Source organism: Seohaeicola sp., assembly GCF_048006315.1.
Lineage (GTDB): Bacteria > Pseudomonadota > Alphaproteobacteria > Rhodobacterales > Rhodobacteraceae > Seohaeicola.
On sequence record NZ_CP180350.1, the window covers coordinates 1,034,149 to 1,048,699 of the forward strand.

The following is a 14,551-nucleotide window of genomic DNA, read 5'->3' on the forward strand; positions in this document are numbered from 1 at the left end:
GGGGGCACAGGTATCATTGAAAGAGGCTTTCGTCGCTGAAACGGTCCCCGACCCGTTCGCGGTATTCGGCAAGGGTTCACATGCCGCCAGGGCCATCGCACATAGCGTCACCAATGTGACAGGACGCAATTTCGCTCTTGTTTTCAATGTCATGGTTATTCCTTTCCTCTCCATGTTTTCTTGACAGTCTTTCTCGTGCCTCAGCGCCCGTATTTCTCGGCGCGTTCCTTGGCAAAAATGTCTAGGCGCTGGGTAAGCTCGGCGGTCAGGTCCGTGCCCGGCAGGGCACGCACCCGTTCAAGCGCGCCGTCGTACAGCGGCCAGGCCCATTCGTCGTAAAGTTCGATCCCGGCCGCCCTGAGCCCCTGGCTGATTTCCCTGCGCGCATTCTCGACAAGCTCGGGATCGGCCTGAGCAAGGACGCGCAGGGTGTTTTGCAGTTCCGAGACCTGCACGCCGATGATCGCGATGCGCCGGTCGACGTTCTCGAAGGCTTTGTCGATGCGCTCTTCCAGTTGGGCCCGGCGGCTGTCGGTGACCTGCTGCACCTGCGCCCGTGCCTTCTCGAGGTCTGCCAGCCAGACCAGCGAAATGGCCGAGATGTTCCTGATCAGAAGGATCCCATCGACGGCAGATCGTACCCGCGCCCTGATTTCGGCGACCCGCGCCTCGTTGATCGCGGCCTCAGACTGTTCCAGCGCGGTCGTGACGCGGCTGACCTGCTCGGCCGAAGCAACCCCGGCATTCGCAGCAGAAAGGTCGGTTTGCAACTGTGACAGCAGGTTGCGGGCCTCATCGCGGAACGATGCGCCAGCCGTGCTTCTGACCGCGACAAGCTCCCGCAGGCTTTCCTCGATCTTTCGCTCCAGTTCCGGGTTGGGAAGATCGGATGCCCGGTTGCCCGAGGGATCATAGCCGCGCGAAATCACCGGCGATGTCAGCACCACACGCATGCCGGCGACCGGTGAACGCCCTTCGCCAGACACATCGAAAGGGGGAACCTCCTGCCGATGCGCGATGCCGATCACCGTGTCCGGGGTCAGCGAATTGCCCCCCCGCAGGACCATCCCGCCGGTCGCACCATGTTCGCGATCCGGGCGCACGAGGCCGAACAGGTCATGCACCAGTTCCGAGGCATTGCCCACCGTGTCGAATATGCCCAGCAGATTGGGCAGATACCCCCCCACGCCGGCCACGGTTTCCCCGCCGCGGGTGCGCCCCAGATTCGCGATCTCCTTGAGTTCGGGGGTACGCGCACGCCCTGAGGCCGGGTCCGTGACGCTGTGCAGCGGTCCAAGCACCGCGATGCCGTTGACCCCGCCGCGCGCGGCGAATTCCCACTCCTCCTCGGTCGGCAGCCGGAAGAAACCCGTCGAACCCTGTTCCCAGGGGATCAAGGGCGCGCCGCCTTGGTCGATCAGGCGATTGCCCTGTGCGATGACATAGGCATTCAGTGCGCGCAGGTTGTTCTGGGCATCGTACCAGGACAGGTTTGTCGCCGGCAGAACGCGCCGATCATCGGCACCCTGAACCAGTTGCTCGGCCTGCTTGCACGCATCCGCGGTATCCTCGCCGCGCGCGGCGGCGTCAAAGGCGCCACTGTCGACCAAAGCCTGTTGCAGGATGGTCCATTCATGGCTGGCCATCCAGTAAGCGCGTCGCTCCATTCCTTCATAGCCCGCGGCAAGCCCTTCCGCGGCAAGGCTGAACGCACCTGAAATCGCGATCTCGCGTGCGCCTTGAACCTGGCGGGTCAGCACGTCGGCATCATCTGGCGCCCCGCCAATCACAACCGGCAGATGGTCCAGCAAGGCTTTCACGGGAATATCGACCCTGACCATGTCCAGATAGCGCCCACAGGGCAGCGGCACGACCAGGCGTTCGGGCAACCGTGCCGGATCCCCCCCGGCGGGGCAGTCCCCGACCTCTCGGGTGCCGGCGGCGCGTGCCTTTTCGCGCAGGTCGCGCCACAGGCCGGGCGCATCAAGGCGACACCAGTCCGGGGGCAGGCCATCCTGCGCCACTGCGGTTCCCGGCACATGCAGCATCGACACCATGACAACGGCCGACAGGGCAAGCGGGACAAGACCGCGGGGGAACGCGTGGTTGCGGGGGCGACGGTTCATCAGGTTCATGGCGTTGTGACTCCCATGTCAATCGGCGCGCAGATCGGCGGACAGATCGAACCGCCGGATGCGCCAGGCCGCGACCGCAGCCGCTGTCAAGGAAAGGGAAAGGACCGCCGCAGCAGCGCTTGCGAGGATCATCGGGTCGACGCCCGCGCTGGCGTCGGCGCTTTGCAGGAAACGATCGGCAAAGGCGTTCGAAAAGCGCAGCATCGGAAACAGGCACATGATCGCCAGCAGAAGAGCCAGCAGGCTCAGCATCAGCCCCTGCAACACGAAGAAGGTGATAAGCCCTGCGCGATCCAGCCCGGCAGCAGCCATCAGGGCAATCTCCCGGCGATGTCGCGCGACGGACAGGACCTGCAACAGCCAGACCGCCACGGACAGCCCGCCCATGCCACCGATCACGCTGATCCGCATCAGACTGCGCAGCCCGTCGGACAGGTTCACCAACAGGGCGACCTGCTCGGATGCGATGCGGGTCTCGAAGCCCTGGCGTGTCAACTCCTGCGCAAGCAGCGGCGCCTGGCGCACTTCGGTTGCGTAGATGCGGAACGACCGCCAGACATCCTCGCCCAGTTCCGCAAGGGCATTCTGGCGGCCAGACCCGGGTTGCAGCCACAAGGCCGCCCCCGCAGCACGCGCAGGGTTCAGGAATGCGACTTCCTCGCTCCAGACCTCTTGCGGCACGATCGCAGCAACCCGCAGAAGGATGGTCAGGTTTTCCTGGGGGCCTTCGCGCGGGCGCCGGCGCAGTGTCATCTGCACCTCGTCCCCCCTGGACACCCCGAGGGCAAGCGCGGCGGCATGTGTCAGGGTGACCTGTTCCGGCGAGGTCGGGGCCGGCGTGTCGCCAAGCAGGGGATCACCCGGCGCCGAGGTGCGCATGTTCATCGCCATGGGGCGGCCCTGCGCCTGCAATCTTACTGTCGAGATGAAGGTGGATGGTTCGGGAACGATGAACCCGGTCAGCGGGAGATCACTCAGGTCGGCGATCTCTGCATCACTGACCGGCCTTTCGCCGATGATCACAACCTCGCGGTTGCGCGGATCTGCCTGCAGGGCGGCTGCCCAGCTTTCAACGACACCCGCGCGCAGGACTTCCAGGAACAAGGGGGGGCCGATCAGCAGGAACAGCAACAGCACCGACATGACGGAAATCGCAACATCGCGCCGCAGATCGGCCATCGCCCAGTGCGCAACCGTCAGCAGGCGCGCGACAAAGGGCAAGGACCGCATCATCACGTCGCCACCGTCGCAAGGACTGCACCCTGCGCGGTCGGCTCGAGGCGCATGGGGATCATGCCGAATTCGGCCGCGCGCTCGACGTCATGCATGGCAGCGATGCAGATCGTGCCCTCGTCCCGGCAGACCCGCAGGATGCAGTCCACGGCGCAGTCCGCCAGCGCGTCATCCAACCCCGCCGTCGGTTCGTCCAGAACCAGCAGGAAACGGGGCAGCGCCATGGCGCGAAGCAGCGAAACACGCTTGCGCTGCCCCCCCGACAATGCGCCACGGTTCTTTGAAAGACAGTCTTCCAGCTGCAGATGCGCCACAAGCCGGTCAAAGCGCTGCTCGATCTCGGGGTCGCCGGCCAGGCCGGACAGGCTGATCGACGCCCTGGCATTGTCCCACCCGTTCAGGAACCCCAGCATCCCCCCCGACTGTGGCCCGTAACCGATCGGTCCGGCCCGCAGCGGGGCGGTATCTAGGTCGGGGCTGGCCAGGTCCATCTCTTCGCCATCCGCGTCATCCAGCCTGAACAGTTCAACCTCGTCGGGGCGCACCACGCCTGCCAGCAGTTCCAGACAGGTGGACTTGCCCAGACCCGATGGACCATGCAGGGCAACCGCATGGCCCTTGCCCAGCGTCAGGGCGGGGATGCGCAACTCGAACCCATCCGGCCCGGTGCCACGCCTCAGGCACATGTTGCGCACACGCAGTGCCATTACGGCAGATCGTCCAGAGCCAGCGGATAGACGGCCAGACCGCCATCCCGCCCCGGCAGATCCAGCCATCCCGCCTCGGTTCGGGCGATATCCTCGAACAGGCTGATGCGGTCGCGCACGGTCTTGAGGATTTCCCCCTGCTGCTGCGGCCCCAGGCCAGCCCATTCGTCAAGTTCCATCGACAGGAAATCGGACTTGTAAGGCAGGCGGGCGATATAGTCGGGCATCAAGGCCTGGCCCACCGCCGCGTTGGGATCCAGCGAGGCGCGCGAGGATACGTCGACAATGGTCGAAAACGCATCAAGCGCGCCGGTCTGCTTGGTGTCCAGGCGCGTCACCAGATCGCGCAGCCGCGATGTGAAATCGCTGAGCTGGTCACGCGTGATCAGGACCTTCACATCCATGGAAGCGACCCGCGGGTCGACAAGGTCGCGATCCGCAACCCAGGCGCGGTAGAAATCAGGCGCCTCACCGCCGTCCAGCTCGCCAAGATATTCCTGCTGAAAGCGGAAAAGCTCGGTCACGATCCCATCGGCCAGCGCCTCGCTGCCGCGGTCCTCGCTGATCACCACGGGTGCGCCGTCGATACCTTCCAGCGCCAGGAAGGTATCGCCCTCGAAGATTTTCAGCCTTGGCTCGCTATCGACGACTTCACCTTGCCGCAACCTGTTCAGCGGCTCGGCCAGCTGACGCGCCAATGCCGTCAGGGCTTCGCTGAAGCGCGCAGGTCCATCCCCACGCACCGTGAAATAGGACGGAACGCTGCCGCCGCGCGCACGGGTCAATTCCGCATAGGCCGAGGTCGCGGCGCGGTGATCCTGTTTGCCGGCATCCGTCAGGATATGGACGATCGACAGCGAAACGCCCTGCCGCTCGGCAAGCCGCCCGATGGAGCGCGGCCCACCCGTGCGCCTGTCAACATACACAGGCGGATGATCCCGGCGGCACGGTCGTCCTGCGCCGCATCGAGCGCCATGGCGAGGCGTGAGATTTCCTCTTGCGAGAGGTAGCGTTCGCGGGGTGTCTCCATGCGGCGACGGAACCCCATGGCAGGGTTGTCCTCGCGCCACCCCCATTTGATGGCATAGGCAAACATCTTGCGGATCACCTCGCCGACACGGTTTGCGCGCACCGGCGTGGGCTTGGCCCCTTGCAACTTGCGCGCGCGGTTGTTCGGCTTCTGCTTGGCGGGACGTGCGCGTCCTTCGGCAACCTTGGTCAGAAGCAACTCGACGTCATAGGCCGAGACCTCCGGGACCAGCATCCTGCCCCACGCGGGCCCGATGAACTTTTCCATCATGGAGCGCTGGTCGGCAGCATTCAAAGCCGCGAGATGGGGCAAATGCACCTCGACGTAGCGCTCGATCAGGTCAGTGACGCGCGGCGCCTCGCGCAGAGCACCGCGCGTGGCCAGCGGGTCTCCCCCTGCGTCGATCTCGCGGCGCAGCTCCTTGGCTCGTTCCCGCGCCGCCGTGACACCCCACTCAGGCCAGCGCCCGAAGGTCATCCGGCGCTGGCGCCCAGCGTAGCGATAGTCGAGTGTGAAGGCGCGGCCACCGCCACGATAGATGCAGACGGCAAAGCCACGCACATCGGTGTCGAAGATCTGATAGTCGCGCCCATCGGCGGGAATGGCCTCTCGTAGAACCTTTTCGGTCAGCTTCTGTCTGTTCACCATGCCAAATCCTTTCGCCTGGACCTGTCATCAGGCGTAGATCCAGACCGTCATCAATCAGAGCATGGCGACCGGGGTGGAAGGGTGGAACAGGGTGGCATCATGGAGACAGATCGCTTCCACCCCCAAGTTTTCTTGAAGATTTTGCCGCTACGTGACGTGCCATTGTCCCGCTGTCGAACATTGCCACACCCGCAGGCAGGACGTTTGAGCCTCCATGCAAGCCCCGGTCAGCGCTGGAAGCTGCGAATCTTCAATAATTACAGGGGGTGGAACGCGTTTTGCGGCGTTCCACCCCCGAATTGCACGCGAATGCCGGGATTTCAGGGGATTTGCCGCCGAGTGTCGCCGAAACCGGTCCGAGGATGGCCTGCGAGGTGGCTTCAGCTCGAAGGACGGCGGACCCACAGCGCGCGAAATCATCAATGAAATATGGGGGTGGAACGGGTTTCGTGATTCCATTCCACCCCGTTCCTCCCTTCCACCCTCAAGCTTGTGCCTGAGTAGCCTTCCGAAATGGCCCGCATCGGGGCGCAAAACTGGAGGGACATCATGCAATCGCACGAAATCGGTGAAAGCATCGCAAGGCCGTCAGGCGGCTTGCTGGGAGGATGGATCAGCAGGACCGACCTCGCGCAACAGCTCGGAGTGTCAGAGGACACCTTGCGTCGCTGGGACGTTCTGCGATCCGGCCCGCCGTGTATCCGAGCCGGGCGCAAGGTCTACTACCGCCGCACCACCGTCCTCGAATGGCTTGAAGAACAGGAAGGCACAGCGTCGCGCCGCAAGCGCAGTGGGGGGCGTCGATGAGCATTCCCCTGCCCTTCCGCAAGCCCAGCGCGCGCGACCGCGCCCGGCAGGACTGGATTGATGAACGGCGGCGCGAGCCGTGTCCGAAATCCGGACAGTAACCTTGTAAGAGAACCAGTAAGCAAACCAGTAAAGGAGGAGGAGGGCGTGCAGACGCGTGAGGGCCTCGATGAGGGATTTTTTGGATCGCTGCTCACGGCGCTGGGCTTTGACCCCGACGGGCCCCTGCCCGGCTGGTGGCAAGGCTGGCCGCCCCGGGCGCATGTCCGGCGCTGGCAAACCGAACTGGGGCTTAGCGAGGCTGAAATCCTCGAGGCGGCAGAGGCGTCACGGCAGGAACACCCTGAGCCCCCTGATGGGCCCAAGGCGCTAGACCGTGTCATGCAGCGCACTGCCCAGCGCAAGGCGGATGAGGTATCACGAAAACGGCGCAAGTCGAAGACGGTCGCGGCGCCGGAAACCCGACCAATCACGGATCTGCCGGTCTTCTATGCCGAGATGGTGAACTCCGATCGCTACGTCCCCGTGAGCACGATCTCGAACTCCATGCGCGACGCGATGCTTGCTCGTGGGCTGGTGACGGCGGAGCGCCTCCGTGAGCGGGGGATCCGATGAAACATGATCGCAATTTGCGTGCAGGCGCTGGGCGTGCCGGGCCAGGCCGGCCGAAGCGGTCCATGTCGGTTCAGCAGGCCTTGGAATGGGCATTTCGCGTTGAGCATGCCCAGCTTGAGCTGCCCGAGCCGCCCGACCCCGAGCGCCAGCACGGGTTTGGCTTCGGCCTCGAGTACGTCCTGCTGCAACGCGCCACCCTCGGCTGCAAGGTTGATGGTGGCCAGTACAAGATCGGCAGCTACACACACGAGGATGCCGAGGTTATCGCCGCCACCGTTGCCGGAATGCCTGATAGCCTCGGCGGCAAGCGCATGGCTATCCGCGTCGCCGAGCTTGCCCGCGCTGGGCTGACTCCAGACTGGATGCCGGGAGCAGTGCCGCGCTGTGTGCCGGTAGACGTAAAGCGCAACCAGCATGGGGAGCGGGCGACAACCATCGTAATTAGCACCGAACGGATCCTGAGTCGGGGCAAATGGCGCACCGTCGAAGTTTTGGCATGCCCCATCACGTTCTCACCGCATCCACAACAGATCGACGCGGCGCGGCGCGCCCACGATCATTGGTGGCTGGCGCTGGAATGGGTGCAGGAAGGGCTGCTGGCGTGCGGTATGCTACGGGAGGTAAAGGTAACGCCAGTGATGCCGAAGTGGCGGCCGTGGAAGACAGGATGAACGTCGTAGAGAGCGGAAGGCAGATCGATACAGGTGCAATGCCAGGTCACGGCATACTCTCGTAGCGACCATTGATCGAGACGCCAACGCGTACCGAGCATGCTGCACCAGGCGTCGGCGCATCGGTTTCAGCATCGACACTCATGCAGATCGTAGCGAGGGAGACCTCTTCGCATTTGAATCATCATGCTCGATCTGTAGCTGCCATTGCGGAGCCCGAATCATACAGCGGGTGCAAACCCTAGCAGAAGAGTGACGCGCAACGTCTGGGCGTCCGACCAAGCGACGAATGCCACTTTGTCCTTGCGCCGAACTAGATCATTTCAACCCAAACGATAACAATAATCAATGTCATTGACATTTTTTGATGGCTGTTATACGTGCTGGAAAACGATGAAGTATGGAAAATCGCCGTGGGCCAGCTGCTACTCGAAACCATGTCAGACTGGGAGGGGGATGTCGAAGACCTTGCCCGAGTTGGCGGACAATGGTGCACGATGTTACGCATCGAAGACCGACCTGACCTCACCGTTCGACTCGTACGTGACTATACTCAACGCGGCATCCTCGACCGACCCCGGCGTGAGGGAAAGGCCGCCATCTATAGCTGGGAGCATCTGATCCGTCTGCTGGCGGCGCGTCTGCTCCTGCGAGACGGCTGGCCCCTTCAGAAAATTACGGACGAACTCCAGGTCCTGTCGCTCCAGGAAGTCCGGGCCTTGCTGCCTGGTGCGGCAGCGGCGCAGGCTGCCACGCGACATTCTTGGGTCGAACCGAGCAAGACAGATCCCGCTCTTGACGCCTTGCGCGTCATCAGGTCTAGGATCGCAGAGCGCCGCAGTTCGTCGCCAGCCAAGACCGACAGTCCGCCGGCGTTCCAGCAGAGCTTTCCGATAACTGACCGAGCTGCGTTGCAGAAGGACCTCGTCGCCTCACGCCATGAGCTAGGCGAAAATGCTGCGGAGGTTGCGTCTCGCACCTATACCCGTCTCGAGATTGCTAGCGGCGTGGAGCTGAATATCGAGACTACACGCCTGCGATCCCTTGGGCGATCCGATGCGCACGCCCTAGCGCGCATTGTTCTTGCCAGCCTTCTGAACCCTTGCTTTCGCAAAGAGGAAAAGCCGGAATGATCAACCTGTCAATTACTCCTCAGCATGCTGCGCGCCTGGAGGGCCATGACAACGAACTCCATGCGCTCGTGAGGGCTGCAGCTACTGAAGATATCTTTGGTTCGGCAGAGAAACCGCCGTTGAACCTTTCTATTGTTATTGACCACTCTGGGTCGATGAGTGGTCAGCCTCTCGTGGAGGCGAAGCGTGCCGCAATTTTTCTGGTCCAAAACCTCAGGCCTTGTGATCGCATTGCGATTGTTTGCTATGCGGCGCACGCGCAGGTTCTGATTGAAGGCCGTCCCGTTGGAAATGGTACCGAAATTGCGAATGCCATTCACTCGATCCAACCCGCCGGTGCGACAGCACTGCATGATGGCTGGATGGCAGGAGTTGAACAGGCGGCGCAGATGCGAGAGCCCGAACAGATGGGCCGCGTCCTCTTACTCACCGACGGCCGCGCGAACCGTGGCGTCTGCAACCCTTTGACGCTAGCGCAGGATGCAGCCCGCATTGCGGCCACGGGCATTACAACGACGACTTGCGGTCTCGGCGCCCATTTCGATGAACTTCTCCTGCTCGAGATCGCAAGGTCCGGTCAAGGTGCAGCCTATTACGGCGAGCGGGCCGAAGACCTCATCGACCCATTTCGTGAAGAACTTGAGCTTCTGTCGAACCTTCTTGCCCGACGTCTGCGACTGTCCCTTACACCGGGCGAGGGTGTCGGATTGACGGTCTTGAATCGCTACCTTCAGGAAAACGATGCCCTCATCTTGCCGGATTTGGCCGAAGGCGGGGAGGCATGGGCGTTGGTTCGCCTTCGCTTCTCGGAAAGGTCAGAACAACCAGTAGATCGACTTCTTCTGCGTGCGGTTCTGGACTTCGAAACCATGAATGGTGAACGGCTTATGGCAGGCCCCACCAGCCTGCATCTCCCACGGCTGCCCGCCGGCGCATTCGCGGCACTTCAAGTCGATGAAACGATTACAGCGCGTCGAAACGAACTGCGTGCCGCAGACATCCAGGATCAGGCTCGCGTGGCAGCTCGCGCGCGGCAATGGACCGAGGTCGAACGACTCCTCGCAGAGGCAGAGCGCGAGGCCGGCGACAACAAGTGGGTGGCCGAGAGCCTGGATGGCCTTAAAAGAATCGCACGCCGCCGGGATGTCGAGGGCTTCTCGAAAGAAGCGATATTCACCGCTCAAAAGATGCGCAACCGACTTGCTGCGTCGGATGAGTTTACGCCCTCCGCGTGGTCCGCAGCTTCTGAGGCTGAGCGGGCTGCGTATCTCCGCAAAAAGCCGGCTCAGGGCCGTCGGTTTGATCGTTCCGACGATGGCGCTAAAGGCTGACGCCAGAGAGAGTGACGATGGGGGATCATCAGCTTGGACTTGAATTGCCTTCGGGAACGCACCGGTCTGATTGTCTGATTCCGCTGTCAAGACAAGCCCGAGTTCGACGAGGAGACTTGGTCGACACTGGGTTCCTACGTGGCGTTGAAGGTGATCAACCACATCGGGGCTGAGGTAATGAACGAATTTGAGGTAGACTAATGGATCCAGCCAAATACCTACACCAATCTCGGAGTCCTATTCTGGAGCTGCTGATAGAATATGCACTAGAACGGGCCGCCCTTTCGAGGGAAGAATGTGTTACGGCTCGTGATCTGCGAGGCTTCCTGAACAAACTTACACAGGGGCTCCAAAAAAAAATCAATGACGACGCAGAAGTCTTAATGAGAACTAAATTAGTTCATGAAAGAAGAGTATTAATTTTCATGGTGGAGGTTTTGAATACTCATGCCCATGAACATGACAGAGATACGCGAAATCTGGCCCTAGCCATATCGAGTTCTGTTGATTTCTTCCTGCAATCCTACAGACCCAAATCTGAGAATGGATCACTTCGAAAGCTTCTCCAAATTAATGAATCGCTGTTTAGGTCAATTACCTCGGAGTACGTGGTTCCGGAAAATCCACAAAGTGAAGAAGAGGATTTTGGAGCCAGGTTCGATTCTCTGCATGACAAGCTAGATAAGATTTTGCTTAACTTCTCTGCGAGCGACTCGTCTACAGCTGCAAGAGAGCAGGGCAAAGAACAATCTGTCAGATCGAGACTTGAAGAATTACGGCAAGAAATAGAAGATGCCGCCAAGGAGCGGGGAAGGGAAATGAAAGGATATCATCATTTGCTTCAGTGGGGGCGAATGAATGATCTTATTTCGAAGGCACCCAAGACAACTGAAGATTTGCATGAATGGTCCGCAACGCTTCCAAGATATACGGAAAACAAAAGATGGTTTGATAGGCAAATTGATCGTTGGGGTAACGAAATAACGAAACTATTTGGTGAAAAGCAATAAAGAGCAGCATGGCGAGGTCAACCCACTCATGAGACACATCCTTTACGCGGCAACTGTGGCAGTCCTTTTGGGAAGTGGTTGTACTCCAACCGCTCCGCTGATCACCGACGTCGGTGTTATTGACAGAGTGCCGCGGCGTGCCCTCGCCAATTCCCCAGTGCAACGAGAGGCCGCGGCTGTTCTGCTCGACGGCATGCGTGAGATGAACGCCGCTGCGGGCGCTGTCGTAATCATGGATGTCAATACGGGGCGAGTGCTCAGCTTAGTGTCTGTCGTTGGGGAAGGCGCCGCAGATGCGGAAGAGCCGCAGTTCAACAGGGCAGCTAATAATGTTCACGAGCTTGGTGCTGCAATGAGGATTTTTGCAGTTGCACAGGCGATAGACGAGGGTCTGGTAACTCCAGATACAATGATTGAAACACCACAATCCTTATCAATAGGAAGGTTTGCAATACGTGACTATCGCCCGAGAGATAGTCAGATGACGCCTGCCGACATCTTTTTAAATTCTTCATTCGTAGGGAGTGCCCAAATTGGCCAAAAAATTGGTCCTGAACGCCAGCAAGAGTTCTTGGGAAGCCTAGGGCTCTTGGAAGGCAATCATATCGAAGAACAATATCCAACAGACATTGCTGCAATGCGTCCGAAGCTTTGGGGTAGTCTTTCGGCCGCGACCATTGCATATGGATTTGGATTGACCGTAAGCCCCCTCCAGCTTGCTGCAGGCTATGCAAGTCTAGTAAATGGTGGAACCCGGGTCCATCCAACATTCGGTCCACTACCGCGACGCGGCGAACGCATCGTGTCACGAGAAACCTCAGCTTACGTCCGGGAGTTGTTGCGTGAATCCGTAGTCACGGGCACGGCTAGACTTACTGACGCTCCTGCTTACTCGCCAGGTGGCGCAACGGGAACGTCGGAAGTAAGAATGCATCATGGTGGAAACTCAGAAGAGAAACTTGTGACGACTTTTGTCGCAGTTTTTCCAATTGAAAAACCTCGGTATGTTCTTGTGACCCTCCTTGAGGATCCAGTTCTAATCGCCTCAGGCTCACATAAGAGAACAGCTGCTTGGACCGCTGCGCCTGTCTCTGCCAAAATCATGGAGCGAGTTGGACCTCTTCTTTTCAAAAATCATTTTTGAGTGCTGAGCACGGAACAGTTGGGCATAACATGGAAGAGGAAATTTGTATAATTGACTATGAAAAAACATGTATAGAGCCGATGAATAGAGCCATTATGAAGCAAGAATATAAAGGTCTAGGGATGATGCACAACGCAACGGTAAGCTCTCCATTTTTAGCAGGCGCATGCAGTTGCAGCAGCAATTCGTTGTCGCACAACTTTTGGCACGACAGTCGCGTCCAGCAGATGTCGGAGCTGAACACCTAGCCTGTTTTACTTGACCATGATAGCGTTTCACGGACACATACGTTCTTGATTTGGTCAAATTCACCGGTGAGCCCTGCTAGAATCCCCCAACAACCTGATCCGTTTCTGGCGCGTTGCCTGTCGATTGACCTGGAAGTCAATCCTAATACGGCGCGGATCTTTGATCTTGCGGCGGTTCGTTGTGATCATAGGCCTGCCATCCGATACCAACAGGACGTGCACGCAACGTTAGATCGTTTAGAGGCAGATCTCGGCGAGACAAGGCATGTGATCGGTCACAATATCCGTCGGCACGACCTGCCGCATCTCATGGCAATAAGACCCCGGCTTGCTAAACTTGCCGCAGCATCGATCGACACGCTCTGGCTCAACCCACTGGCTTTTCCACGCAACCCTTATCACCACCTGGTAAAACATTATCACGATGCGCGGCTGCTTTCGGGACACGTGAACGATCCCGAGGCGGATGCGCGGCTAGTTTTCGACGTTCTGGGCAACCAATTGGAAGCCTTCCGCGCGATTAACGCATATTGCCCAGATGCAGTAGCCGCTTACCACTACCTGACGACGCGTGGCGAGCAGGATAAGGGCTTCGACGCCGTATTTTCTTACGTTCGCGCCACAGGCGCGCCATCTACCGAACAGGTGCGGCAGGCGCTTGGGCGGTTGCTGGACGGTGAAGTCTGCGGAACGGCACTTCGGCACATGTTGGATCAGTTAGGCTCGCCGCTGACGGGATGGCCCCTGGCTTATGCGCTGGCGTGGATTTCGGTCGCAGGGGGGGATTCCGTCATGCCCCCCTGGGTGCGTATGCAGTTCCCGGATGCAGCGCGCATAGTCAAAAGCCTGCGCGACACCGCTTGCGATGCACCGAACTGTGCCTGGTGCTGTGAGAACAGCGACCCCGTGAAAGCTCTTTCGCGTTGGTTCGGGTTCGATGGCTTCCGGCCGACGCCCACCGATGCCAACGGCCAACCGCTGCAAGAGCGCATCGTTGATGAAGGCATGCGCGGCAATAGCCTGCTCGGCATTCTCCCGACCGGGACAGGCAAGTCTGTGTGCTACCAGGTACCAGCGCTTGCAAAATTTGACCGGACCGGCGCGCTTACCGTCGTGATCTCGCCACTAGTCGCCCTCATGGCTGACCAGGTGGCTGGCATGGAGCGCACAGGAATATCCTCGGCGGTCACGGTAAACGGGATGCTGTCTTTGCCAGAACGACAGGACGCATTGGAAAAGGTCCGCATGGGGGACGCAGCCATGCTATTGATTTCGCCGGAACAGTTGCGCAGCGTGTCTGTCCGCTCGAACCTGCAACAACGCGAGATTGGCCTTTGGGTGCTTGACGAGGCGCATTGCGTTTCGAAATGGGGGCACGATTTCCGTCCCGATTACCGCTACATATCGCGGTTTATACGGGAAACGGCAGGCGACGAAGACCCAGCACCAGTGATCTGCCTGACCGCAACGGCCAAGCCCGAGGTCGTGCGCGACATTCGAGACCATTTCCACCAGCGGCTTGGGACGGACCTCTTGCTACTCGATGGCGGGGCGTCCCGGACGAACCTGAGTTTCGAGGTCCGGTCGACCGGCAAACGGACCAAGCTTGCGGACATCATGGAGGTTATTAAGCAGCGCTTGCCGCTAGAGGGCGCGTCCGGTGCTGTGGTATATTGCGCGACCCGTAAATCAACCGAAGACGTGGCGCAGTTTTTGCGACAACAGGGGCTTTCGGCGGAACGCTATCACGCGGGCCTGACGCCGGATGAGAAGAAGACTATTCAGTTCGCCCTGAATAAGTCACAAGCATATGAATTTGTTTGTAGATTTCGTAAAAAC

12 protein-coding genes and 2 pseudogenes are annotated in these 14,551 nt (G+C 60.0%); 9 read left to right on the top strand and 5 right to left on the bottom strand.

Annotated elements, in window-relative coordinates; genetic code table 11:
• Positions 1–16: 16 nt before the first annotated feature.
• Positions 17–184 carry a hypothetical protein gene (locus ACMUJL_RS05170; protein WP_161486880.1) on the top strand — a complete coding sequence of 56 codons (168 nt, stop codon included), beginning with the start codon at positions 17–19 and terminating at the stop codon, positions 182–184.
• Positions 185–200: 16 nt separating this feature from the next.
• On the opposite strand, the gene ACMUJL_RS05175 is transcribed toward ACMUJL_RS05170, so the two are convergent.
• From ACMUJL_RS05175 to ACMUJL_RS05195, 5 genes and pseudogenes are all read right to left on the bottom strand, one after another.
• Positions 201–2,135 (bottom strand): SUMF1/EgtB/PvdO family nonheme iron enzyme, encoded by a 1,935-nt coding sequence (locus tag ACMUJL_RS05175; RefSeq protein ID WP_068290832.1) that lies wholly within the window; start codon positions 2,133–2,135, stop codon positions 201–203.
• A gap of 18 nt (positions 2,136–2,153) precedes the next feature.
• Positions 2,154–3,368, bottom strand: a complete 1,215-nt coding sequence (locus ACMUJL_RS05180) for an FtsX-like permease family protein (RefSeq protein ID WP_375569970.1) — start codon at positions 3,366–3,368, stop codon at positions 2,154–2,156.
• The gene (locus ACMUJL_RS05185) at positions 3,368–4,075 is read right to left on the bottom strand and encodes an ATP-binding cassette domain-containing protein (RefSeq protein ID WP_068290836.1); all 708 of its coding nucleotides are present in this window, start codon (positions 4,073–4,075) and stop codon (positions 3,368–3,370) included. Before ACMUJL_RS05185 ends, ACMUJL_RS05180 begins: the two co-directional genes overlap by 1 nt.
• Positions 4,075–5,001, bottom strand: a complete 927-nt coding sequence (locus ACMUJL_RS05190; RefSeq protein ID WP_375569964.1) for a hypothetical protein — start codon at positions 4,999–5,001, stop codon at positions 4,075–4,077. The genes ACMUJL_RS05185 and ACMUJL_RS05190 overlap by 1 nt, the downstream gene beginning before the upstream one ends.
• Positions 4,974–5,753: pseudogene (locus ACMUJL_RS05195) on the bottom strand (tyrosine-type recombinase/integrase); the annotation flags it as partial. The gene ACMUJL_RS05190 and the pseudogene ACMUJL_RS05195, both read right to left, overlap by 28 nt.
• A 549-nt stretch (positions 5,754–6,302) precedes the next feature.
• Here ACMUJL_RS05195 and ACMUJL_RS05200 point away from each other — a divergent pair.
• From ACMUJL_RS05200 to ACMUJL_RS05235, 8 genes and pseudogenes are all read left to right on the top strand, one after another.
• The gene (locus ACMUJL_RS05200; RefSeq protein WP_416914156.1) at positions 6,303–6,560 is read left to right on the top strand and encodes a helix-turn-helix domain-containing protein; all 258 of its coding nucleotides are present in this window, start codon (positions 6,303–6,305) and stop codon (positions 6,558–6,560) included.
• Between the two features lie 147 nt (positions 6,561–6,707).
• Positions 6,708–7,175 carry a hypothetical protein gene (locus ACMUJL_RS05205; protein ID WP_375569960.1) on the top strand — a complete coding sequence of 156 codons (468 nt, stop codon included), beginning with the start codon at positions 6,708–6,710 and terminating at the stop codon, positions 7,173–7,175.
• Between the two features lie 62 nt (positions 7,176–7,237).
• Complete coding sequence (locus ACMUJL_RS05210) at positions 7,238–7,846, top strand: hypothetical protein (protein WP_375569958.1); 609 nt, start codon at positions 7,238–7,240, stop codon at positions 7,844–7,846.
• A 380-nt stretch (positions 7,847–8,226) separates the two neighbouring features.
• The gene (locus tag ACMUJL_RS05215; protein ID WP_375569956.1) at positions 8,227–8,979 is read left to right on the top strand and encodes a MerR family transcriptional regulator; all 753 of its coding nucleotides are present in this window, start codon (positions 8,227–8,229) and stop codon (positions 8,977–8,979) included.
• Complete coding sequence (locus ACMUJL_RS05220) at positions 8,976–10,310, top strand: vWA domain-containing protein (RefSeq protein WP_416914157.1); 1,335 nt, start codon at positions 8,976–8,978, stop codon at positions 10,308–10,310. Before ACMUJL_RS05215 ends, ACMUJL_RS05220 begins: the two co-directional genes overlap by 4 nt.
• Before the next feature lie 200 nt (positions 10,311–10,510).
• A complete protein-coding gene (locus ACMUJL_RS05225) occupies positions 10,511–11,320 on the top strand; it encodes a hypothetical protein (protein ID WP_375569952.1) in 810 nt (269 codons plus the stop codon).
• Positions 11,307–12,464 carry a penicillin-binding transpeptidase domain-containing protein gene (locus ACMUJL_RS05230; RefSeq protein WP_375569950.1) on the top strand — a complete coding sequence of 386 codons (1,158 nt, stop codon included), beginning with the start codon at positions 11,307–11,309 and terminating at the stop codon, positions 12,462–12,464. The genes ACMUJL_RS05225 and ACMUJL_RS05230 overlap by 14 nt, the downstream gene beginning before the upstream one ends.
• Positions 12,465–12,793: 329 nt before the next feature.
• A pseudogene (locus tag ACMUJL_RS05235) lies at positions 12,794–14,497 on the top strand (DEAD/DEAH box helicase); the annotation flags it as partial.
• Positions 14,498–14,551: the final 54 nt, after the last annotated feature.

What these genes read in the sequence shown, in the direction of transcription:
- ACMUJL_RS05175 (WP_068290832.1), bottom strand. Translation starts at nt 2,135, where the DNA reads ATGAACCTGATGAACCGTCGCCCCCGCAACCACGCGTTCCCCCGCGGT.
- ACMUJL_RS05180 (WP_375569970.1), bottom strand. Translation starts at nt 3,368, where the DNA reads ATGATGCGGTCCTTGCCCTTTGTCGCGCGCCTGCTGACGGTTGCGCAC.
- ACMUJL_RS05185 (WP_068290836.1), bottom strand. Translation starts at nt 4,075, where the DNA reads ATGGCACTGCGTGTGCGCAACATGTGCCTGAGGCGTGGCACCGGGCCG.
- ACMUJL_RS05200 (WP_416914156.1), top strand. Translation starts at nt 6,303, where the DNA reads ATGCAATCGCACGAAATCGGTGAAAGCATCGCAAGGCCGTCAGGCGGC.
- ACMUJL_RS05210 (WP_375569958.1), top strand. Translation starts at nt 7,238, where the DNA reads ATGTCGGTTCAGCAGGCCTTGGAATGGGCATTTCGCGTTGAGCATGCC.
- ACMUJL_RS05220 (WP_416914157.1), top strand. Translation starts at nt 8,976, where the DNA reads ATGATCAACCTGTCAATTACTCCTCAGCATGCTGCGCGCCTGGAGGGC.
- ACMUJL_RS05225 (WP_375569952.1), top strand. Translation starts at nt 10,511, where the DNA reads ATGGATCCAGCCAAATACCTACACCAATCTCGGAGTCCTATTCTGGAG.